Source organism: Nocardia sp. NPDC005746 (assembly GCF_040630785.1).
Classification (GTDB): Bacteria; Actinomycetota; Actinomycetes; order Mycobacteriales; family Mycobacteriaceae; genus Nocardia.
Genome location: NZ_JBEXYE010000005.1, coordinates 276202 through 296761 on the forward strand (window position 1 = coordinate 276202; position 20560 = coordinate 296761).

21 protein-coding genes are annotated in these 20560 nt (G+C 69.3%); 10 read left to right on the forward strand and 11 right to left on the reverse strand.

What is annotated here, in order from left to right:
- Positions 1–18: 18 nt before the first annotated feature.
- Positions 19–882: an SDR family NAD(P)-dependent oxidoreductase gene (locus tag ABZ412_RS12285; RefSeq protein WP_357279602.1), complete on the forward strand. Its 864-nt coding sequence runs from the start codon at positions 19–21 to the stop codon at positions 880–882.
- A gap of 16 nt (positions 883–898) precedes the next feature.
- On the forward strand, positions 899–1645 hold the full coding sequence (locus ABZ412_RS12290) for a short-chain dehydrogenase/reductase (RefSeq protein ID WP_357279605.1): 747 nt from the start codon (positions 899–901) through the stop codon (positions 1643–1645).
- A 24-nt stretch (positions 1646–1669) separates the two neighbouring features.
- Here the strand turns inward: ABZ412_RS12290 and ABZ412_RS12295 are convergent, their stop codons facing one another.
- The gene (locus ABZ412_RS12295; protein ID WP_357279607.1) at positions 1670–2245 is read right to left on the reverse strand and encodes a TetR/AcrR family transcriptional regulator; all 576 of its coding nucleotides are present in this window, start codon (positions 2243–2245) and stop codon (positions 1670–1672) included.
- A gap of 112 nt (positions 2246–2357) precedes the next feature.
- Here ABZ412_RS12295 and ABZ412_RS12300 point away from each other — a divergent pair, with 112 nt between their 5' ends.
- On the forward strand, positions 2358–4076 hold the full coding sequence (locus ABZ412_RS12300; protein ID WP_357279609.1) for a nitroreductase family deazaflavin-dependent oxidoreductase: 1719 nt from the start codon (positions 2358–2360) through the stop codon (positions 4074–4076).
- Positions 4077–4202: 126 nt separating this feature from the next.
- Entirely contained in the window at positions 4203–5057 is an 855-nt protein-coding gene (locus tag ABZ412_RS12305) for an SAM-dependent methyltransferase (RefSeq protein ID WP_357279612.1), read from the forward strand.
- Here ABZ412_RS12305 and ABZ412_RS12310 read toward each other — a convergent pair.
- From ABZ412_RS12310 to ABZ412_RS12335, 6 genes are all read right to left on the reverse strand, one after another.
- Positions 5048–6079: a zinc-binding dehydrogenase gene (locus tag ABZ412_RS12310; protein ID WP_357279615.1), complete on the reverse strand. Its 1032-nt coding sequence runs from the start codon at positions 6077–6079 to the stop codon at positions 5048–5050. The genes ABZ412_RS12305 and ABZ412_RS12310 overlap by 10 nt on opposite strands.
- A gap of 41 nt (positions 6080–6120) precedes the next feature.
- Positions 6121–6999 carry a VOC family protein gene (locus tag ABZ412_RS12315; protein WP_357279617.1) on the reverse strand — a complete coding sequence of 293 codons (879 nt, stop codon included), beginning with the start codon at positions 6997–6999 and terminating at the stop codon, positions 6121–6123.
- 27 nt (positions 7000–7026) lie between these two features.
- Positions 7027–8109 (reverse strand): ferredoxin--NADP reductase, encoded by a 1083-nt coding sequence (locus ABZ412_RS12320; protein ID WP_357279619.1) that lies wholly within the window; start codon positions 8107–8109, stop codon positions 7027–7029.
- 134 nt (positions 8110–8243) lie between these two features.
- Positions 8244–8489: a hypothetical protein gene (locus ABZ412_RS12325; RefSeq protein ID WP_357279622.1), complete on the reverse strand. Its 246-nt coding sequence runs from the start codon at positions 8487–8489 to the stop codon at positions 8244–8246.
- Between the two features lie 11 nt (positions 8490–8500).
- Positions 8501–9667, reverse strand: coding sequence for a Rieske 2Fe-2S domain-containing protein (locus ABZ412_RS12330; protein WP_357279624.1), 1167 nt, complete (start codon positions 9665–9667; stop codon positions 8501–8503).
- Positions 9668–9776: 109 nt separating this feature from the next.
- Entirely contained in the window at positions 9777–10271 is a 495-nt protein-coding gene (locus ABZ412_RS12335) for a flavin reductase family protein (RefSeq protein WP_357279627.1), read from the reverse strand.
- A 247-nt stretch (positions 10272–10518) separates the two neighbouring features.
- Here ABZ412_RS12335 and ABZ412_RS12340 point away from each other — a divergent pair, with 247 nt between their 5' ends.
- The 4 genes from ABZ412_RS12340 to ABZ412_RS12355 all read left to right on the forward strand — a co-directional run bounded on the left by ABZ412_RS12340 (position 10519) and on the right by ABZ412_RS12355 (position 15342).
- On the forward strand, positions 10519–11352 hold the full coding sequence (locus ABZ412_RS12340) for an IclR family transcriptional regulator (RefSeq protein WP_357090075.1): 834 nt from the start codon (positions 10519–10521) through the stop codon (positions 11350–11352).
- 37 nt (positions 11353–11389) lie between these two features.
- Positions 11390–12007, forward strand: coding sequence for a PadR family transcriptional regulator (locus ABZ412_RS12345; protein WP_357279630.1), 618 nt, complete (start codon positions 11390–11392; stop codon positions 12005–12007).
- A 102-nt stretch (positions 12008–12109) separates the two neighbouring features.
- On the forward strand, positions 12110–13918 hold the full coding sequence (locus ABZ412_RS12350; protein ID WP_357279632.1) for an MFS transporter: 1809 nt from the start codon (positions 12110–12112) through the stop codon (positions 13916–13918).
- A gap of 203 nt (positions 13919–14121) precedes the next feature.
- Complete coding sequence (locus ABZ412_RS12355) at positions 14122–15342, forward strand: bifunctional 3,4-dihydroxy-2-butanone-4-phosphate synthase/GTP cyclohydrolase II (RefSeq protein ID WP_357279635.1); 1221 nt, start codon at positions 14122–14124, stop codon at positions 15340–15342.
- A 9-nt stretch (positions 15343–15351) separates the two neighbouring features.
- Here the strand turns inward: ABZ412_RS12355 and ABZ412_RS12360 are convergent, their stop codons facing one another.
- From ABZ412_RS12360 to ABZ412_RS12370, 3 genes are read right to left on the reverse strand one after another with little or no spacing between them, the layout of a single operon-like run.
- Positions 15352–16410: a hypothetical protein gene (locus tag ABZ412_RS12360; protein WP_357279637.1), complete on the reverse strand. Its 1059-nt coding sequence runs from the start codon at positions 16408–16410 to the stop codon at positions 15352–15354.
- 40 nt (positions 16411–16450) lie between these two features.
- A complete protein-coding gene (locus tag ABZ412_RS12365) occupies positions 16451–17593 on the reverse strand; it encodes an erythromycin esterase family protein (RefSeq protein WP_357279640.1) in 1143 nt (380 codons plus the stop codon).
- 17 nt (positions 17594–17610) lie between these two features.
- Positions 17611–18207: a TetR/AcrR family transcriptional regulator gene (locus ABZ412_RS12370; protein WP_357279642.1), complete on the reverse strand. Its 597-nt coding sequence runs from the start codon at positions 18205–18207 to the stop codon at positions 17611–17613.
- A 54-nt stretch (positions 18208–18261) separates the two neighbouring features.
- On the opposite strand from ABZ412_RS12370, the gene ABZ412_RS12375 reads away from it, so the two are divergent.
- Together ABZ412_RS12375 and ABZ412_RS12380 are read left to right on the forward strand one after the other, a co-directional pair.
- The gene (locus ABZ412_RS12375) at positions 18262–19110 is read left to right on the forward strand and encodes an alpha/beta hydrolase (RefSeq protein ID WP_357279645.1); all 849 of its coding nucleotides are present in this window, start codon (positions 18262–18264) and stop codon (positions 19108–19110) included.
- Between the two features lie 75 nt (positions 19111–19185).
- A complete protein-coding gene (locus ABZ412_RS12380) occupies positions 19186–20118 on the forward strand; it encodes an alpha/beta hydrolase fold domain-containing protein (RefSeq protein WP_357279647.1) in 933 nt (310 codons plus the stop codon).
- On the opposite strand, the gene ABZ412_RS12385 is transcribed toward ABZ412_RS12380, so the two are convergent.
- Positions 20109–20540: a hypothetical protein gene (locus ABZ412_RS12385; RefSeq protein WP_357279650.1), complete on the reverse strand. Its 432-nt coding sequence runs from the start codon at positions 20538–20540 to the stop codon at positions 20109–20111. The genes ABZ412_RS12380 and ABZ412_RS12385 overlap by 10 nt on opposite strands.
- Positions 20541–20560 lie beyond the last annotated feature (20 nt).

The window sequence follows — 20560 nt, forward strand, 5'->3', positions numbered from 1 at the left end:
TCGATCCGAGGCTTTCCCATGACAGCACCCACCAACGTGCGCGCCATCCTGCTGACCGGCGCGAACGGCGGCATCGGCCGTGCCTGCGCACAGACCCTGGCCGCCAAGGGATTTCACGTCTACGCCGGTGTCCGCACACCGGCGCCCGAGCTCGATGCCACCGGCATCACCCAGATCACCCTCGACGTCACCGACCCCGGCAGCGTCGCCGCGGCCGCCGAGTACATCGGCAAAACCGAGGACGGGCACGGCCTGCACGCCGTCATCAACAATGCGGGCGTGCTCGTGCAGGGTCCCGTCGAACTGGTGCCGATCGAGGAATGGCAACGCCAATTCGAGGTCAATGTGCACGGCCCCGTACGCGTCATCCAGGCGTTCCTGCCACTGCTCCGCGCGGGCGGAGGCCGCATCGTCAACGTCAGCGCGGCCAGCGCCCGGGCCGCCTTCCCGTTCCTCGGCCCGATCGGCGCGAGCAAGTCCGCGCTGGAGTCGTATTCGGAATCACTGCGGGTCGAGCTGGCCCCGTGGCGCATTCCGGTGTCGATCGTGCAGCCCGGGGCCATGCGCACCGAGATCTTCGCCAAGTCCACCGCCGCCGCCGAATCCGCACGGGCACAGGCTGATCCGCGGACGGTGAAACTCTACGAACGCCAACTCGTCGCCTTCGACACCGCGGCCGCCGGACAGCGGTACGCCCCGCCGGAGGTCGCGGCCGCCGCCATCGTCCGCGCCGTCGCGGCCCGGCGACCGAAAGCCGTCTATGTCGCGGGAACCGATGCGCGGCTGGCCGTGTGGCTCTCCCGTATCCCGGCCCGGCTGCGGGACAGCGTCTTCCAGCGCGCCCTCGGCCTGTCCGGCATCGAACCCGCCCCCGCCCACTGAATCAGGAATCGAGCACATGGATCTGGGACTCACCGGGCGGACCGCCCTCATCACCGGCGCGTCCGCCGGCATCGGCGCGGAGATCGCCCGCGTGCTGGCCGCCGAAGGCTGCCACCTGCACCTGGCCGCCCGCGGCAAGGAACGCCTCGACGACCTCGCCGAGCGGCTGCGCGCCGTGCACGGCGTCGAGGTCTTCACCCACCCGGCCGATCTGCGCGAGGCCGCCGATATCGAACGGCTCGCGGCGGTCGCCGGCGCGCCGGACATTCTGGTCAACAATGCCGGGGACATGCCCGGCGGTTCCCTCAACGCGGTCGACGAGCAGGCCTGGCGGCACGGGTGGGAGCTGAAGGTGTTCGGCTACATCAACCTGAGCCGCCTCGTCTACGCCCGCATGAAGGAACAGGGCGGGGGCGTGGTCGTGAATGTCATCGGCGCGGCGGGCGAACGCCCCGATGCCGAGTACATCGCGGGCAGCACCGGCAATGCCGCGCTCATGGCCTTCACCCGCGCCCTGGGCAGCCGCAGCTGGCGCGACGGCATCCGGGTGGTCGGCATCAATCCGGGTCCGGTGGCGACCGCGCGCATCACCGCGCTGATCGAGCACAATGCCCGCTTCGCCGAGATGGCCGCGGACTTCCCGTTCGGCCGCCCGGCCCATCCGCGCGAGATCGCCGATATGGCAGCGTTTCTCGCCTCCGACCGGTCGGGTTACACGACCGGGACCGTGGTCACCATCGACGGCGGTCTCAGCCTGATCTGATCGGACCCCGGCCGGTTCCGAGGCTCAGACGGTCGTCTTCGTCGCCGTGTACAGGGCGACGAGGTCGGCCATCTGCCGGCCCGCGCGTTCCAGGGGCGCGGTCGTCCGGCTCGCCAGCGACATGACGACCGCGCCCTCGACGGCGGCGATGACGGTGGTCGCCAGCGAGCGGGCGGTGTCGGGCTCGACGCCCTCGGCCTGGAGGCGGGTGGCGAGGATGGTCTCCCACTCCTCGAAGGTCTCCCCCGCCACGTCGGCGGCCTCCGGGGATTCCGTGCGGCCCAGCGCCGCGGCGGTGATCGGGCAGCCGGCGGCGAAATCGCTGGCGACCAGGACTTCGCGCCACATGGCCGGGAAGGCCGCGATGGCGCCGGCCAGGTCGGTGCCACCGGTGACGGTACGCATGAGCGCGCTGGTGGCCTTGCCGGCGGTGCGGGTGGCCTCCGCGACCAGTTCGGATTTGCCGCCGGGGAAGTTCAGGTAGATGGACCGCCGGGAGATGCCGCTGTGTTCGAGCAACTGGGCGATACCGGTTCCGGCGATGCCGTTGCAGCGCATCAGGGCGATGGCGCTGTCGATGAGGCGGTCGCGGGCACCCATGGTCGATTCCTCCTTGTTGTATACCGATCGGTGTACTACCGTCAGTGATATACCGATTGGTCTACCGAGTGTAGTCCGCCGATCAGCACTTCGACGAGGAATCGGAGCACCCATGCCCCCGGCAGCCCCACAGCCGAACCTGTCCGATCCACTGCCCCTGGCCAGCGGGCAGGTGCTACGCAATCGCATTATGAAGTCGGCCCTGAGCGAGGGACTGGCGAACGGCGACAATGCCCCCGACGCGCGCCTGGAACGCCTCTACGGGCAGTGGAGTCGCGGCGGCTACGGCCTGATCGTCACCGGCAATGTCATGGTCGACCGGCGGCACTGCGGCGAACCCGGCAATGTGGCCATGGAGGACGAACGCCACCTGGCCGCGCTCACCCGCTGGGCCACGATCGCCAAGGAGGGCGGCGCGAAGGTCTGGGTGCAGCTGAATCATCCCGGACGGCAGGCCAATCCGATCGTCACCCGCACCCGCGCAGTCGCCCCCTCCGCCATCGCCGTGGGCATTCCGGGCATCCCGGCCCCGCGCGCGCTGGCCGAGGACGAGATCCTCGACATCGTCGCCCGCTTCGGCGCCGCCGCCCGGGTCGCCGAGGCCGCCGGATTCGACGGGGTGCAGATCCACGGCGCGCACGGCTATCTCGTCTCCCAGTTCCTGTCCCCGCTGTCCAATCAGCGCACCGACGCCTGGGGTGGGGACGCCGAACGGCGGCGGCGCTTCGTGCTCGAGGTGGCGCGCAGCATCCGCGCGGCGGTGAGCCCCGGGTTCGGCGTGGGCATCAAGCTCAACTCCGCGGACTTCCAGCGCGGCGGCTTCACCGAGGAGGAGTCGCGCGCGGTCATCGAAAAGCTGTCCACCGAGCAGCTGGATCTGATCGAGATCAGCGGCGGCAGTTACGAATCCCCCGCCATGCTGAACCGTCCCAGCACCGTGTCGGCCGGCACTCGCGCCCGCGAGGCGTACTTCCTGGACTACGCGGGCACCGCCCGGCAGGCCGCGGGCTCGGTACCGATCGCGGTGACCGGCGGCTTCCGGTCCCGCTCGGCCATGTCCGAGGCACTGTCCGAAGGGGCCTGCGACGTGATCGGGCTGGGCCGCCCCACCGCGGTGATCCCCACCGCCGCGGCCGACCTGATCACCGAGCGCACCGACACGCTGCGGTCCCCGCACATCACCTTGAGCCTGCCGCCACGCCTGGCCGCCAACCGCGGACTCAAGGCCATGGACGGCGCGGTCGACCTGCAATGGCACACCGACCAGCTGCACCTGCTCGGCGCGGGCAACGCCCCCGATCCGGACCGATCGCCGTGGCGGACGGCAGTGATCATGCTGCGCCGCAATGGTTTCGACGCCTTCCGCAGCAAGCGCCCGGCCGCGCCCCGGAGCGCTGCCGAGCGGGCCGCTCGCAAGTTCCGGATCGAGCGGGCCGTCGGCCGCGCGGTCATGAACCCGACCGTGCGCGCCCTCGACAAGGTCGGCATCCGCACCACCTTCGCCAGCGAGATCGAGACCGTGGGCCGCAAGTCCGGGCAGCCGCGCCGGGTTCCGGTGTCGTTGCTGTTCGATGACGAGGGCGCCTGGGCCATCTGCCAGCACGGCATGCGCTCGGGCTGGGGGCTGAACATCTCCGCGAACCCGAATGTCCGGGTCCGCCAGGGTGATCGCTGGCGCACCGGCACCGCCGCCCTGCTCCCGGATGACGACGTGATCGCCCGCACCCGCGCTTTCGCCCCGCACCCACTGCTGGCTCCGCTGGCACGCGGCATGTTCGCCGCCCTGGAGAGCGATCCGGTGACCGTCCGGATCACCTTCACGGATCGATGATCCGATGACGATTCACCGTCACCGGAAAGTTATTTGCTTGTGATATGGTGAAAGCGAAATCGAATTCTCCTGTCTACCATCGGCTCTCACGGCACTGTGCCGAGTTTCGAACGATGGGAGAATTCGATGGACGACGGCCTACCGAGTGACAAGGGCCCGAGCCGGACCGCGATGATCGCGGCCGCCGCGCGCGCCGCGCATCTGGTCGTGGATCACCCGCCGCATCTGTTCCACGACACCGTGGCCGCGACACTGCTCGGTGAGCGAGCCGCCGAACTCCTGACCTATCATCGCGAATCCGGGGATCACCCGGTCCTCAGCGGCAGCCGATCCCAGGTCAGCGTCCGCGCTCACTACACCGAGACACGGCTGACCGCAGGTGGTTTCGAGCAGTACGTGATCCTCGGCGCGGGCCTGGACACCTTCGCCTGGCGCACCGCGCCCGCCGGGCGGGTCTCCGTCTACGAGGTGGACCATCCGGCCACGCAGGCGTGGAAGCGGGAGCTGCTGACCGACGCCGGATTCGATACGGCGGCCGTGGAATTCGTCGGCGTCGACTTCGAGCGCGACGATTTGACCGCGCAGTTGAAAGCTCATGGCTTCGACGCGGGTCGCCCGTCTCTGGTGAGCTGGCTGGGGGTCACCATGTACCTGACCGAATCTGCGATCGCGGCGACCCTGGATACTCTGTCCGGTCTCGCGCCCGGCACCGAACTGGTCATGGAATACGCACTCCCGGAGGAATTACAGGACGAATCCGGCCGGGTGTTCTCCCAATTCGCCCGCCTGGCCACCGCGCAGCAGGGTGAGCCCATGCTCAGCTTCTTCTCGCCCGAGTCGGTGACGGCGCTGCTGAACGAGCACAGGTTCACGGTCGCCGAGCACATCTCCCAGCGCGAGGCGGTCGACGCCGCATTGTGGCAGCGCACGGATGGCCTGGCGCCCGTGGACTTCTGCCGGTTGGTGCGCGCTCACAACTGAGGGCGGACCAGGATCTGGATGTGGTCGTCGGGATTGCGCAGTGAATCGATCGCGTCGGCGACCCCGTCCAGTCCCACCTGATCGGTGATGAGCGAGGCGGCGTCCACGGTGCCGTCGGCGATGCGGCGCAAGGTCTTCGCGTACTCCTGCTGCGGGTAGACCATGCACATCTGCAACGAGATGTCCTTGTAGAGGCCGACGATGGGCCGGATGACGTCGTCGGTCATGACCGCGCCGATCTGCAGGATGGCGGTCTCGCGCGGCACCTTGTACATGAGGTCGTTGAGCAAGCCTGGCACCGAGGCGCAGACCCACACGTGCAGCTTCTGGCCGGGCGCGGCCAGCTCCTGCCAGACCTCCACCGGATCCTCGACAGCCGGGTCCACCACCCGGTGCGCGCCCATCCGCAGCGCGGCCTCGCGGCGCAGCGCCGAGGGGTCCGAGGCGACGATCGGGGCGACACCGCGTTCGGCCAGTGCGGCCACCGCACCCAGACCGACGGGGCCGCAACCGATCACGATGCCGGTGCCGTCCGGCCCGATGCCGGTGCGCGCGACATTGCCGAAGCCGACGGCGAGGGGTTCGGTGAGGGCGGCGACGTGCGGGGGCACATGGTCGGGAATCGGTTCGAGCGCCATGGCCTGCAACACCATTCGCTCGCCGAACCCGCCGGGGAACTCGTTGGAGTAGCCGATGCCGTGGATGCCGCCCGCGCGGTCCAGCGCCCAGGGCAGCGCGACCACGGCCTGCCCCGCGACGAACGGCGTGTCCGGCCCGGCGCCGATGACCCGGGCGGACAGCTCGTGGCCCAGCACCAGGTCCCGGCACGGATCGAACAGGAAGGTCGGCACTCCGCTGTCGCGGGAGGCCTGGAGGAACTCGTCGGTGTAGTCGAGGGCCTGCTTGTCGGACCCGCAGATCCCGCAGGCGATGGTCTCGACCAGCACCTGACCCGGTCCGGGCACCGGTTCCGGAATCTCGTCCACGACGAGCTTCCGGTTCCGCATGACTACCGCGCGCATGTTTCGTCCCAGCCTCGGGTCACCGTCGAGAATTCAACGTCCTAGCCGCGGGCCCATTCGTGGCCCCAGTAGCTGTCGGCGGTCATCTCCTCGGCCACGTAGTCGTCACCGACGAGCATGCCCTCGCAACCGAATTCGAGATCCCAGTTGCCGGGGGTGCGCACGTAGAAGGAGATCATCTTGTCGTTGGTGTGGCGGCCCAGCGTGGAGGACAGGTGGTAGCCCGCCTTGTTGACGCGATCCAGCGCGCGGCCGACATCGTCGAGCGAGTCGACCTCGACCATGACGTGCACGATGCCGGGGCCGTCCGGACGCGAGCCGGGAATCAGCGCCAGGCTGTGGTGGCGCGGGTTGACACCCATGAAGCGGATCCAGATCGGGTACTCGGGCGGGCCGACGCGGAACGAGCCGCGCGAGGCGAAACCGAGGACCTCGGTGTAGAACTGGCGGGCTTCCTCGATATCGCGCACCGGCAGCACCACGTGGCCCAGGCCCAGATCGCCGGTGACGAAGCGGTTGCCGAACTTGCCGACCACCGGGCTGTGGTCCAGCAGCGGGCCGTGGAAGACCTCGATGGTGAAGCCGGACGGGTCGACGAAGGAGATGGCCTCCTCGACATGGCGGTTCACGGCCTCGGCGACCGACAGCTCGGTGACCTCGATCTCGGCCTGCTCCAGGATCTCTCGCACCAGGTTCAGCGAGCGGCGGTCGGCGACCTGCCAGCCGACGGCGATGACCGCGTCCCGGTCGCCGGGCACCAGTTCCAGGCGGTAGGTGTGCTCATCGACGCGCAGGTAGATGGAGTCCGGATTGGGGCCGGTGCCCTCCGCGAAACCGATGGTGTCGAAGGCGAACGCGCGCCAGGCGTCCACATCGGCGATGTGGGCGCGCACGTAGCCGAGCGAGGCGAAGGCAGCCATGGTGATACTCCTCGGGGGTTCGGGATATCAGGAATAGGTGACGGTGACGTCGTCGGTGACCGGAACGGCCTGGCAGGCGAGCACATAGCCGTCGGCGATGTCCTCCTCCTCCAGAATCTCGTTGCGGCGCATGGTGACCTCGCCGGTCAGGACGCGGCACACGCAGGCGCTGCACGCGCCTTCCTTGCACGAGTACGGGGCGTCCAGTCCCTTGGCGAGCATGGTGTCGAGCAGCGTCTGCTGACGCGGCCAGGGCATTTCGTGGTTCTCGCCGTCGAGTTCGACCTGCACGGTCGCGGCGTCGCCGTCGTCGATCACGACCTCGCTCGCGGCGGTGTCGACCTCGAACGGATTGCCGGACAGCGACACGAACTTCTCGGCGTGCACGCGCTTGCGGTCCGCGCCCAGCTCGGTCATGGCGGCGGCGACCGCGTCCATGAACGGGCCGGGACCACAGACGAAGACCTCCCGGCCCGCCCACGGCCGGGCCAGCGCGGCCAGGGTGGCCACGCTGGGCAGGCCCTGCACGGACTGCAGCCAGTGCAGCACCAGCAGCCGATCCGGGTGCGCGGCAGCCAGTTCCGCGAGTTCCTCGGCGAAGATCACCGAGTTCTCGTGCTGGTTGGCGTAGATCAGCGTGCAGTGGCCACTGCCCTGCGCCAGCACGGACTTCAGGATGGACAGCACCGGGGTGATGCCGCTGCCGCCGGCGAACAGCAGCAGGTCGGTGTCGAGCGAGCCGGGGGTGAAGATGCCGGCGGGCGGCAGCACGTCCAGGGCCAGGCCCTCGGCGGCGTTGTCGCACAGCCAGTTCGAGCCGTAGCCCTCGACGGTCCGCTTGACGGTGACCTTCAGCGGGCCGCCCTCGTGCGGGGCGCTCGACAGCGAGTAGCAACGGCTGACCGAGCCGGTCAGGTCGCTGGGGATGCGCAGGGTGAGGAACTGGCCCGGACGGTAGGAGAACCGTTCGGCGTGCGCGGCGTCGGGAACGAGCTCGAGCGACACCGCGTCGGCGGTCTCGCGCACCACGCGCACGATCGTCGCCGATGTGATCCCGCTCACCTGAGCGGTCGCCACGGCCTCGTCTACCTCGAAGTCTGTGACCGTCATCCGTTCCACCAGTTCCATTCCTGTGCTGTTCGTTTCGAACCCGCCCAGGCGGGTATCAGATAACCGGGGCCGACCGCCGACGATGTCGGAAGGCCCACTCGGAGGAGGCCGGCCCGCGGCGGGCCGGCACTCACTCAGGTCAGAGTTCGCCCGCGGGTTTGTACGTCCGTGTCCCGCGTGCTGACCGTCAGCGCACCCGAGGCGACGGCCTCGTCGATGCTGGCCCGCAGCTCACGGCAGGTGTGCGAACGCAACCCGGTCTTCTCGAGTTCCGTGCACGCGGCCTGCGCGTCCTTGTTCCACTGCACGCTGGTGTGCTGGTCACTGAACTTCTCCACCAGCACGCAGGTCCCGCAGGACCGGCACGAAACCTCGTCCATGGCAATGCCTCTCAGGCGCCGGTGTTGGATACGTGGCCCGCCACGGCAGCGTCGCGCTTGGCCAGGTTGTCGGCGACCTCGGCCTCCCACGCGGTGACCGCGCGGGTGGTGTCCACCTCGAACTCGAAGCGGTCGGTCATCTCGTCCGCGACCTCGGCCGCGTCCACGTAGAACTGCTCGTACCAGCGACGCAGCTGATAGACCGGGCCGTCCTCCTCGCACAGCAGCGGGTTGTTGATCCGCGACTTGCGCTTCCAGATGGCCGCGTCCTGCTCGAAGCCCTTGCCCAGGCCGCCGACGAACTTGGCGGCGATCTCCGCGGCCTGCTCGGCCGGGACGCCCTCGGGCTTCTTGGCGATGGCGCCGTACTGCAGCACGAACTGGTTCTCGTTGATCGGGTAGTGGCAGTTGATCAGGTAGCCCTCGACCACGAGACCGTTCGGGCTCTCGCTCTCGAGGTAGTCGATCATGTAGGACGGCCCGTAGTAGGAGGCCTCCGACTGCAGCACGTTCTTGCCGCCCAGCGCCTTGGCGGTCTCGCCCATCATGTCCTCGCGCGACACGGAGGTCATGTACTGGCTGGCGGTGTGGCCCTCGAAGACGTTCTTGAAGAAGGTCGGGAAGCCGTAGTGCACGTAGAAGAAGTGCGCCATGTCGACGACGTTGTCCACCACCTCGCGGCAGTTGGCGTCGACGATCATGGAGTTCCAGGTCCAGTCGGTCCACTGGTCGTCGAAGGCGGCGTCGATGCGCGGGATGGCCAGCTCGGCGGGCGGCTGCTTGTTCTCCGGGTCGTGCCAGACGAACAGCTGCTTGTTCTCGACCATGGTCGGCCACGCCTTGGTGCGGGCCAACGGGGGCACCCGGCGCGCGTAGGGGATGCCGGTGCACTTGCCCTTACCGTTCCAGCGCCAGTCGTGGAACGGGCACGCGATGGAGTCGCCCTTGACGGTGCCGTCGGCCAGGTTGCCGCCCATGTGGGGGCAGTAGGCGTTGAGCACGTTCAGGTCGCCGTTCTCGGTCGCGAACACCACGATCTCGGTGCCGAAAGCCTTGACGGTGTGCGGCTTTCCGTCGCGGAAGGAGTCGGCCAGGCCCAGGCAGTGCCAGCCGCGCGCGAATCGAGTCGGGGGCTTCCCGGCATCGATGACTCGCACCTCACTGTCCGTGGTGGTCATGTGAATTCCTCTCCCTTGCCTTGCTTCGATGGTTGCGGCCGGTGTGACGGTGACGACAGCGCAGTCTCACTGGCCGGGCGGTGACTACTGATAGTCGAGACGGGCCCGATTACGGATGCTCGAGACGACCGAACGCGGCGCGGTAGAACAGCAGCGGCTTGGCTTCGGAATGTTCATTCAAGCAGGTCACGCGTCCGATGACGATGGTGTGGTCGCCGCCGTCGGCCTCGTCGTAGAGCTCGCAGTCGATCGACGCCATGGCGCCCGCGAGCAATGGCGAACCGTTCTCCGAGGGGGCCCACTCGACGCCCGCGAACTTGTCCGGGCCGGGGCGGCCCAGCTGCCGGCAGAGCTCGGCCTGGTCGTCGGCCAGAATGTTGACACAGAACCGCCCGATCTCGCGGATGCGCGGCCACGTGCTCGAGCTGCGCGCCGGGAAGAAGCTCACCAGCGGCGGGTCGATGGACAGCGATGCGAACGACTGGCAGGCGAAGCCGAGCGGCTCGTCCTCGTCGAGGGCGGTGATCACGGTGACCCCCGAGCAGAAACGCCCGAGGACGGTCTTGAAGGCCGTCGCGTCGATGGCCGGGGTCTGATCGAGCACCGGCTCCTCCTTATTTCGATCCGAAATATAGCTAGCAGTCATGACAGCAGGTCGTGAGCAGGAGGCGTCAACACGGTGGTTCGGTGATCGGGACACGGATCCGTAGGTTTTACGTAGTTCTCCCGATTCCGCAGGTTGTGGCGTGCGGCACTGTGATGGGTAGCACAAGGTCCGAGCTAGGTACATGCCTAATCGGAATAGCCCCATCCGATACACCCAGCCCGGATATGAACCAACGGAGGTACATATGACCATCGCCATGCTGCCGCCCGCGGATACTCGACACCCCCACAACCCCATGCGCGCCAAGGAATCTCGCGCGAGTGCCGAGGTCCCCGTCTCGATGATCGAGCGCATGACGCTGATCCTGGACGCCTTCGACGCCTCCACCCCGACCCTCACGCTGCTCGGTCTGGTCGAGCGCACCGGGCTGCCGCGGTCCACCGTGCACCGGATCCTCGACCAGATGATCAAGCTGCGCTGGCTGGCCCACACCTCGGGCGGCTACCGGCTGGGCATGCGCGCCCTCGAGCTGGGCGGCCTGACCGCCGACCACAACGAGATCCGCGACGCCGTCTCCCCGCTGCTGCACGAGCTGAGCCAGCGCACCGGCATGGTCGGCCACCTGGCCGTGCTCGACGGCCGCGACGTGGTCTACCTGGACAAGGCCGGCGGCCGCTTCGCCGCGAGCCTGCCCACCCGCCTGGGCGGCCGGATGCCCGCGCACGCAACCGCTCTCGGCAAGGCCATGCTGGCCTGTCTGGAGCCCAACATCGCCGAGGCCGCGCTGCGCACCCGACTGCCGCGCCTGACCCCGCGCACCATCTGCGAGCCCGAGGCGCTGACCCGCGAGCTGCAGCAGATCCGCCTGCGCCAGGGTGTGGCCATCGACCGCGAGGAGGCCATCGCCGGCATCGCCTGCGTCGCCGCGCCGCTGCGGGGACGGGGCACCGCGCCCGCCGCGCTGTCGCTGTCGGGTCGCGCCGAGGGCATGAGCTACGACCGGCTGGCCCGCGTCGTGCTCGAGGTCGCCCACGAGGCCGGCCGCACCCTGTTCCCGCGTCGCGCGCACTGGCGTTGATCGGAGCGGGCACATGCCGGGGCGATACAGTTCGATGATGATCGATGGCGTGCCGTCCGCGGAGGCGCGGGCGATTCCGGACCTGCCCACGACCGCGTGGGCGGTGCTCGGAATGCTCTCGCATGCCGAGGAACTCTCCGGATACGACCTCAAGAAGTGGGCCGACTGGAGTCTGCAGTTCTTCTACTGGAGCCCCTCGTTCTCCCAGATCTACGCCGAGCTCAAGCGATTGGAGAAACACGGGTACGCGGTGTCGCGGACCGTGGTCTCCGAGGACGGCATGCGCGGCAAGCGCATGTACGCCATCACCGAGGCCGGGCGCGAGGCCGCCTCGGAGTGGGTCAACCACTCCCCCGTCGAGGCCCCGGTGCTCAAACACAGTGTGATGCTGCGGGCTTGGCTCGGTCATCTGGCCGAGCCGGACCGGATGCGCGAGATCCTGCAGCAGCACATCGAATACACCGAGACCATGCGCCGCCGGGCGCAGGCCGACGCCGAGGGCGCGGACGTGAATCCGGATTGGGCCTACCCCAGCGCGGTCTTGCGGTGGTGCGTCAAGCATTACGAGGCGGAGAAGGAATTCGCAGAGGACTTGCTGTCAGATTTGGACAAACTGGCGAGACAGCGTAGCCGCAGGAAGACCGCGAAGAAATAGAATTCCGGTGATTCCCACTGACCGGACTTTGTGATGGGCAGCACTCCTCGGCCGTGACACGGTTCACATGATCGTGTTACTACCCACCCTGGAGGACGCACTATGTCCACCTCCGTCGACACCGCGGTGCCGCCCGGAACTGCGCCTGACGACTCGGGTCGTCTCGATGGCGCGTCAAACCTGAGGATCTGGTCGGTCCTCGCGATCATCGTGCTGTTCACCGAGATCTCCCCGATGCAGTACGTCATGGTCGCCTCCGCCCTGCGCCAGATCGCGCCGACCTTCCCCGACCAGGGCGCGAACATCAACTGGGCCATCATCGTGTTCGGCATCTTCGGTGCCGCGGTGTCCCCGCTCATCGGCAAGCTCAGCGACATCTACGGCAAGAAGCGGATGTTCCTGATCTGCGGCGGGCTGTTCCTCATCGGCACGGCCATGTGCGCGCTCACCAGCACCTGGGCGATCTTCCTCGTGGGCCGCGCGCTGCAGGCCACCGCCATCGCGACGACCGTGGTGTCCTACGGCCTGATCCGCGACCTGATGCCGCGCCGCATGGTGCCCATCGGCCTCGGCATCGCCTCCACGGGTCTGGGCGTCTCGGCGCTCGCGGGTCCGCTGATCGGCGGCTACATCACCGATCACACCAGCTGGCGTGGACTGTTCTGGTTCCTGTTCATCTTCACCCTGGTGATGACGCCGCTGCTGATCGCCTTCGTCCCGGAGTCCAAGCTGCGCACCCCGCAGCGCCTGGACATCATCGGCGCGGTGCTGCTCGGCGCGGGCGCCACCCTCACCCTGCTGTACCTGGACAAGGGCCAGGACTGGGGCTGGAGCAAGCCGTCCACGCTGGTGTGGCTGATCGGCGGCCTGGCGCTGCTGGCGCTGTTCCCGATCGTGGAGATGCGGGCCAAGAACCCCATCATGGACATGAAGCTGCTGTTCAACCCGCGCGTCAGCGTGGTGCTGTTCATCGGTCTGCTGGCCTCGTTCATGATCGGATACCAGTCCTACGCAACCGGTTACATGACCCAGTCGCCGCCGTCGTCGGAGGTCGTCTCGCAGGTCAAGGACGCCACCTGGGAACAGGTGAAGCAGGGTGCGCTGGCCCAGGCGCAGGCGCAGGCGCTGACCCAGGCGCGCGCCCAGGGCCTGGCTGCCGCCGAGGCGCAGGCCAAGGCCGCCATGCCCCCGGGCATGGAGCTGCCGGCGGAGCTGAAGCAGCAGCTGACCGACAAGGTCAACGCCCAGGTGACCCCGGAGATGGTGAACGCCCAGGTGCCGCCGGAGGCGGTGTACCAGCACCTGCCGCCGGACATGGTGAAGGTGGATCTGGAACCGGGCTACAGCTACGGCGACAACTTCACGCTGATGAAGTTCGCCACCCACGTGACGCTCGCACAGTCCTTGATCGCCATGATCTTCGGATTCCTCGGCGGTCTGTGGATCCGGCGCTCGGGCGCCCGCTGGCCGCTGGTGACGGCGCTGACCATCTTCGTGGGCAGCGGTCTGGCCTACGCGGCGCTGTCGCACGGCTGGCAGACCCAGGCGCTGATCAGCGCGGTCTACGGTGTCGCGTTCGCCTTCTACTACGCGTCCACGCCGAACCTGATCGTGGAAGGTGTTCCGGCGCAACAGCAGGGCATCAGCGCGGGCATGCTCGGCGTCATGCAGGCCATGGGCGCGGCGATCGGTCTCGCGGTGGCCACCGCGCTGCTGACCGCGAACCCGGTCAAGGCCGTGGTGTCGGTGACGGGCGCGCCGCCGGTCACCAAGGAGATCCCGATGCTGTACGCCGACAAGGGTTACGAGCTGGGCTTCTACTTCGTGGCTGTCTCCGCGGCGGTGGCGCTCGTCGGAGCGCTCATCATGAAGCACGGCCGGACCCCGGCGACGGGTGGTGCCGCGCACTGACCGCAGGGCACTCTGTGGCACTGACCGCGAGGCACTGATTGAAGGGGAAGGGCCCGGGAGCGATACGCTTCCGGGCCCTTTCCGTGACCGCTCAGCGAGACCTGACCTCGATGTTCTCCGCCAGTCATATTTCTATTGGTAATAGGCCGCAAGCCCACAGTTCTGCAAGCCATCGTTCGTGCGGCCGGAGAGGTTGGTCGACGATGACCGGTGCACTGGACTCCATCGAGAGCGCGGTGGCGGCGGTGGCCCGCGGCGGCATGGTGCTGGTCGTGGACGACGAGAACCGCGAGAACGAGGGCGATCTGATCCTGGCCGCCGAACACGCGACCGCGGCGAACATCGCGTTCCTGGTGCGGCACACCAGCGGCGTCCTCTGCGTGCCCATGACCGGCGAGGACTGCGACCGGCTCGGGCTGCCGCCCATGACCGCGGTCAACGAGGACCCCAAGGGCACCGCGTACACCGTCTCCGTGGACGCCGTCACCGGTGTGAGCACGGGCATCTCCGCGGCGGACCGCGCGCACACCATGCGCCTGCTGGCCGACCCGCGCACCACCGCCGAACAGCTCTCCCGCCCGGGCCACGTGTTCCCGTTGCGCGCCAACGACCGTGGCGTGCTGGGCCGTCCGGGCCACACCGAGGCCGCCGTGGACCTGATGCGCCTGGCCGGGCTGCGCCCCGCCGGTGTCATCGCCGAGGTGGTCGATGACGACGGCGGCATGGCCCGGCTCCCCGATCTGCTGATCCTGGCCAAGGAATGGGACATCCCGCTGGTCTCCATCGCCGACCTGATCGAGTACCGGAAACGGTTGGAGCACGGCATCTCCCGCGAGGTCGAGACACGGCTGCCCACCCGCTTCGGCGATTTCCGGGTCTTCGGCTACGCCGACGCCCACACCGGCGACGAACACCTGGCCCTGGTCCTGGGCGACCCGTCGGGCGAGAACGCCCTGGCCCGAGTGCATTCCGAATGCCTGACCGGCGACGCCTTCGGGTCGCTGCGCTGCGACTGCGGCGAACAGCTCGACGCCGCCCTGGAAGCGGTGGCCGCCGCGGGCCGCGGGGTCGTGGTCTACCTGCGTGGTCAGGAAGGCCGGGGCATCGGGCTGCTCAACAAGCTGCGCGCCTACGAATTACAGGACGGCGGGGCCGACACCGTGGACGCCAATGTCCGGCTCGGCCTGCCCATCGACGCCCGCGACTACCGGGCGGCCGCCCACATCCTGCGCGATCTGGGGGTGAATTCGGTTCGGCTGCTGAGCAACAACCCGGCCAAGCAGTCCGGGCTGCAGGCCCACGGCATCGCGGTGCACGCCCGGATCCCGCTGCAGACCCAGCCGACCGAGCACAATGTGCACTACCTGACCACCAAGCGGGATCGGATGAGCCACCTGCTGACCGACATTCCCGCGGTCGGCTAGCGACCGGGTTCAGTCGTCGTCCGGGCGGTGCTCGTCCCAGCGCAGCCCGAGCCGGAACGCCTGCAAGGCCGGTTTCGCCGGGGACACCCAGGCCTGAAAACGCAAGTCCGACGGGTACTTCACGCCCGAGCGGCGGATCGCGGCCTTGGTCTCGGCCGCCATCTGCCGGGCCGCGCCGACGCCGTGGTTGTACATCTGCCCGCGCGCGTGGTCGTCCTCGCGCACCTCGAGCCGGGACTGGGCGTTGGCGGCGAAGAAGCCCTGCGCGATCCAGTGCGGGCGATCGGCCGGGGTGATCACCCAGATCACGTGCGGGACAAGGGGATGCAGGACCGGCAGGTCCACGGTCAGCGACAGGAACAGGCGGTCGATGTGGTCCTCGAGCTCCTCGAGGGTGGCCGCGTCGGGCTCCTTGTCGCCCAGCGCCCCGATGTCCCAGGCGCGCGACTCGTCCGGCCACGCCAGCCAGCATTCCCCCGGCCAGTGGTCCTCATGGTATTCCCAGTCGAACTCCCGCTCGGTCTCGCGCGGGCCGCGCGGTTCGATCCGCAGGCTCACCTCGATCGGCCGGATCGACCGGCCCAACGTCACGATCTCCCCACCGCGCCACCACATCGCCTGTGCGCCCGGGCCGCCGACCAGGTCCGGTTCGCCCAGGACGCCGATGCAGTCGGCCAGCGCGGTGGTGAACACGTGGTCGACGACGGCGGACCCGCAGGGATACGACAGCACGAGCTGTGTGAACTCCCCGTACCCGAACCCCGGCGCGGTGGCCACGCGCCGGGTCTCGACGGCGACGAGTTCCGCGCCGTCCACGGCCGCGAAGACCAGCCCGGCCGCGTCGTCGCGGGTCGACTCCCAGGCCAATTTCGTATAGACCTCGTCGATCTCGGCCCACGACCAGTCGTTGAGCTCGGTGGCCAGCAGCGCCGAGAGCGCTTCACCGAAGCCACCCAGCTCCACTCGGCGACCGTAATTGCGCGCCCACCACTCGTTCGCCTCCGCATCGCGTTGCCGCCGTTGCTCTTCCGTCGGGTGCCGGAAGTCTTCCCCAAGGTCTTCGCTCACCGGCGCAGCGTATGCGACGCCGGGGCGGGTTCGGGCAGGCTCACGGCAGCCAGCGCACCGCGGTCACCTCGCGCAGGTGGATCAGCACGTCGAAGGCCTCCGGCAGATCACGAATCGCCAAGTGCTCGTCGGCATCCCGGACCGGGTCGTAGACGCCGCTGATCACGCGCAACTTGGCCGGACCGGGGAGCGGTTCGGCGCGCAGGTCCCGCCACAGCCGTGCCGGACCCGCAGCGCCCAGCCGCGCGTCCAGGAAATCCGGTGCCGGAGCGGGGATCTGGGCCACCCCCACATCGCCGTGGTGGAATCCGATCGCCACCGCGGCGTAGTCGCGGCCGAAGTGGGCGCGCAGCACGCTGCCGACGCTCGCCGTCGCCTCCTGCCCCGCGGCGAGCCCCATCGCGGCGGCCCCGGCGGAGACGTGGGCGATGCCGTCCCAGTACACGGTGCGCGATCCGGTGCGCCCGAGGTGATCGATGATCGTGGCCGCCCACCGCTCGCCGTCGCCTGCGAAACTGCCCCGGCCCGCGACGCTGTTCCGATGGAATTCCTCGATCAAAGCCATTCGGGCGCGGACGGTCTCGCCGATTTCGGGGATCGACGCCACCAGCGCCGACGCGTCGCGGGCGTGGTCGAGGAAGCGGCGGCCGGGGTGGACGCCGCGGGCGCGCTGAACGTGTTCGTCGACGGTGTGCGCGGTGCGGATGGGGTCCAGGTGCGCGGCCAGCTCGGCGGCGCGGTCGGGTACGTGGCGCCGGACCGCGTCCAGGACGGTGTCGTAGTCCTCAGGCTTGGCCTGCACCGGCTTGACGCCGATGATGCCGACCTGATCGCCGGGGCGGGCCTGGTTGAACTCTCGGATCCAGGTCAGGGCCTCCGCCATTTCCGCTGTGCGCCAAGGCCGCCAGGACAGGTCGAGGGCGGAGACGGCGGTACCCGCGCCGGTGCGGACGTACGCGTCCAGGGTCGCGCCGACGTCGGCGCTGTCCTGCACGGCCAGGGTGCGGAAGCCGTGGCGCTCGACCAGGTTCCGGAAGATCGCGTCGCGCACGGCGAAGGTCTGGTGGGCGAAACGGGTGGACTCGCCGATGCCGACGACGACCGCGTGCGACAGCGAGCGCGCGAGGGTCTCGGCGGTCGTGTCATCGAAGGGCGTGACGGCGAGGGTGGTTTCGGTCGACATGACCCCACCCTCCAACCTCAACCAATGTTGATGTCAAGCAGCTGGTTCACGCGCGCTCCCATCGCCTGCCCCGCCGCCAGCAACGGCTCGGTGGATCGCAGGGTGCGGCTGAGCACGAACGCGCCTTCCAGGGCGCACAATACGGCCACCATCAGCTCCCGGGCATCGGCTTCCCCGAGGCCGCGCCGCACGAAATAGCTTGTCCCCTCGTCGATCCAGGACCGCATGACGTCCGCGGCCACCTCGCGGATCCCGGGTTCGCTGTCGGCCACCTCCCCGGCCACGGTTCCGACCGGGCACATGTTCATCCATCCGCTCTGCTCGATGGTCTCGGCGGCGGCGGTGAACGCGGCGGGCACGGCCTCGCGCAGATCCTCGTGCATGTCCATGAGCAGCGGCAGCAACTGGATGTAGGCCGCACCCGAGGTGCGCAGCGCCTCCGCCGCGATGCCCGCCTTCCCGGCCGGGAAGTGGTGGTAGAGCGAGCCCATCGGGGCGCCCGAGGCCGCGGTGATCTGTTTGACGGTGATCGCGCTGTAGCCCTGGACACGCATGAGCTCGGCGACGGCGGTGACCAGGCGATCCCGGGTGGTGGTTGACAGCTTCTCGCTCACCCGTCCAGACTAGAGCAAACGCACTAGAGCGTGTGCTCTAGAGGGGAGAAGGCGATGCCGACAGTCGAACTGAGCGCAGGACCGGTGCAGTACGCCGAGCGGGGCGAGGGACCGGCGGTGGTGCTGCTGCACGGTCTGCTGATGAATCACACGGTGTGGAACGAGGTGATCGGCAAGCTGCCCGCGGGCTTCCGGTACGTGCTGCCGGATCTGCCGCTGGGCGCACACCCCGAACCGCTGCGCGCGGACGCCGACCTGAGCATGCGGGGGCTGAATCGGCTGCTCGCGGAATTCCTCACCGCGCTGGATCTGCGCGATGTCACCCTGGTGCACAGCGATTGGGGCGGCGGGCTGTTCCTCACCGCGTACGGCCTCGACGAGCGGGTCGGGCGATTGATCGTGCTGCCCTGCGAGGCGTTCGACAACTTCCCGCCCGGACTGCCCGGCAAGACCGCCATCGTGGCGTGCGCGCTGCCCGGCGGAGTCACGCTGGCGCTCAGGCAGTTACGGGTGTCGTGGCTGCGCGCCACCCCGGTCATGTTCGGCTGGATGGCGCGTCGCCCGATCGACGACGACCTGGTCCGCGGCTGGACCGAACCGGGCCTGCGGGACAAGCGGATTCGACGGGACCTGCTCGGCTACGCGCGCTCCCCGCGGTCGAAGGCCGAGTACATCGCGAATACCGAAGCGCTGCGCGACTTCCCCGGCGACGCCCTGATCCTGTGGTCGTCGGCGGGCAAGGTGATGCCGCGCGAGCACGGCCGCCGCCTGGCCGAGCTGATCCCCAAGGCCCGCCTGGTCGAACTCGACGACGCCTACGTCCTGTCGATGCTGGATCGCCCCGACGCCGTGGCCGAGGCCATGTCCGCCTTCCTGACCGGCGCCGTCGCCGAGAACGGATAGGCCGGGGTTTCGGTATCGTCGGCGGGAGCGGCCACACGACGCGGTGTGGGCACCCCAGAAACCCCGGAGGCTCGAATGCCCAGCCTGCTCAGCCGGATAGTGCCCTGGTATCTGCGGGCCACGCGCGCCAATCGCCCGTTCATCACCGCGGAAGGCGCGCGGGAACGCATCCGGGAGCGCACCCTGCGGCCGCTGCCCTACGGCCCGCCGCGCCGGCTGCGCTCGGATGTCGAGGTCTCGGTGCTCCACGATTCGGTCCGGCCGGTCTACACGCTGACGCCGCGGTCCGGTCGCGCCCGCGGCAATGTCGTCTACGCGCACGGCGGGGGCTGGGTGAACGAGATCGCGCCGCAGCACTGGCGGCTGGCCGCGGAGATCGCGGCCCGCGCGGAAACCACTGTCACGCTTCCCATCTACCCGCTGATCCCGTTCGGCACCGCCGATCGGGTGATCCCGGCCTTCGCGGAGCTGGTGCTGGCCAACCGGGCCCGATACGGCGAGGTGTGCCTGGCCGGTGATTCGGCGGGCGGGCAGATCTCGCTGTCGACCGCCCTGCTGCTGCGCGACGAGCACGAGGTGACGCTGCCGCGCACGGTGCTGATCTCCCCCGCCCTGGACCTGTCGATGAGCAATCCGGAGATCGCCGAGGTGCAGCCGAGCGACCCGTGGCTGGGCCGCCCCGGCGGCCTGGTACTCGGCGAGCACTGGAGCGGACCGCTGCCCATCACCGACCCGCAGGTCAGCCCGCTGTTCGCGGACTTCACCGGGCTCGGGCCGCTGACCGTGTTCTGCGGCACCCGCGACATCCTCGCACCGGATGTGCGGCTGCTGGTCGGCAAGGCCCGGGCCGCGGGCGTGGCGGTCGACTATCACGAGGCCGCGGATCTGGTGCACGTCTATCCGCTGACGCCGACCCCGGAAGGCCGTGCGGCACAGGCCGTCCTGATCGCGAGCCTGCGCGCGGCGCTGACCCGGCCGGACAGCGCGGAGCCGTCGGCTCACCCCTGAGCGGCGGGCCCGTTCTCGGCCAGCCACCGACGGGCGCGAGTGGCCGAGGCCCGCGAAAGCCAGGCGTCCTGCACGACTTCGGCGAGTTCGCCCAGGGTCAGTTCGGGAATTCGGCTGCCGCGCACCAGAACCGACAGGTGTCCCCGGAAGTGCGGCGTGGTGAAGAACGGTGAGCCGGGATCCTGGGTCAGGGCCAGTTTGTCGTCCTCGGACGGCACCCAGATGATGATGACGTCGTCGTAGCGCTCCCCCGTGTCCGGGTCGGCGGCGTCGGGGCGCGGGGTGCGGAAGTAGACGAAGGACTTGCGGCCCACCTGATAGACCGGGTTGCCCGCGGGCCCGTACTCGACGGTGACGTGCGGCATGGCCCCGGCCAGGTCGTGGACGTCGGCGAGGCGGGCGCGGCGGCTTCTGCTCGGCACCCGGCCGAGTGTATCGCCGC

What these genes read in the sequence shown, in the direction of transcription:
- ABZ412_RS12285 (WP_357279602.1), top strand. Translation starts at nt 19, where the DNA reads ATGACAGCACCCACCAACGTGCGCGCCATCCTGCTGACCGGCGCGAAC.
- ABZ412_RS12290 (WP_357279605.1), top strand. Translation starts at nt 899, where the DNA reads ATGGATCTGGGACTCACCGGGCGGACCGCCCTCATCACCGGCGCGTCC.
- ABZ412_RS12295 (WP_357279607.1), bottom strand. Translation starts at nt 2,245, where the DNA reads ATGGGTGCCCGCGACCGCCTCATCGACAGCGCCATCGCCCTGATGCGC.
- ABZ412_RS12300 (WP_357279609.1), top strand. Translation starts at nt 2,358, where the DNA reads ATGCCCCCGGCAGCCCCACAGCCGAACCTGTCCGATCCACTGCCCCTG.
- ABZ412_RS12305 (WP_357279612.1), top strand. Translation starts at nt 4,203, where the DNA reads ATGGACGACGGCCTACCGAGTGACAAGGGCCCGAGCCGGACCGCGATG.
- ABZ412_RS12310 (WP_357279615.1), bottom strand. Translation starts at nt 6,079, where the DNA reads ATGCGCGCGGTAGTCATGCGGAACCGGAAGCTCGTCGTGGACGAGATT.
- ABZ412_RS12315 (WP_357279617.1), bottom strand. Translation starts at nt 6,999, where the DNA reads ATGGCTGCCTTCGCCTCGCTCGGCTACGTGCGCGCCCACATCGCCGAT.
- ABZ412_RS12320 (WP_357279619.1), bottom strand. Translation starts at nt 8,109, where the DNA reads ATGACGGTCACAGACTTCGAGGTAGACGAGGCCGTGGCGACCGCTCAG.
- ABZ412_RS12325 (WP_357279622.1), bottom strand. Translation starts at nt 8,489, where the DNA reads ATGGACGAGGTTTCGTGCCGGTCCTGCGGGACCTGCGTGCTGGTGGAG.
- ABZ412_RS12330 (WP_357279624.1), bottom strand. Translation starts at nt 9,667, where the DNA reads ATGACCACCACGGACAGTGAGGTGCGAGTCATCGATGCCGGGAAGCCC.
- ABZ412_RS12340 (WP_357090075.1), top strand. Translation starts at nt 10,519, where the DNA reads ATGACCATCGCCATGCTGCCGCCCGCGGATACTCGACACCCCCACAAC.
- ABZ412_RS12345 (WP_357279630.1), top strand. Translation starts at nt 11,390, where the DNA reads ATGATCGATGGCGTGCCGTCCGCGGAGGCGCGGGCGATTCCGGACCTG.
- ABZ412_RS12350 (WP_357279632.1), top strand. Translation starts at nt 12,110, where the DNA reads ATGTCCACCTCCGTCGACACCGCGGTGCCGCCCGGAACTGCGCCTGAC.
- ABZ412_RS12355 (WP_357279635.1), top strand. Translation starts at nt 14,122, where the DNA reads ATGACCGGTGCACTGGACTCCATCGAGAGCGCGGTGGCGGCGGTGGCC.
- ABZ412_RS12365 (WP_357279640.1), bottom strand. Translation starts at nt 17,593, where the DNA reads ATGTCGACCGAAACCACCCTCGCCGTCACGCCCTTCGATGACACGACC.
- ABZ412_RS12375 (WP_357279645.1), top strand. Translation starts at nt 18,262, where the DNA reads ATGCCGACAGTCGAACTGAGCGCAGGACCGGTGCAGTACGCCGAGCGG.
- ABZ412_RS12380 (WP_357279647.1), top strand. Translation starts at nt 19,186, where the DNA reads ATGCCCAGCCTGCTCAGCCGGATAGTGCCCTGGTATCTGCGGGCCACG.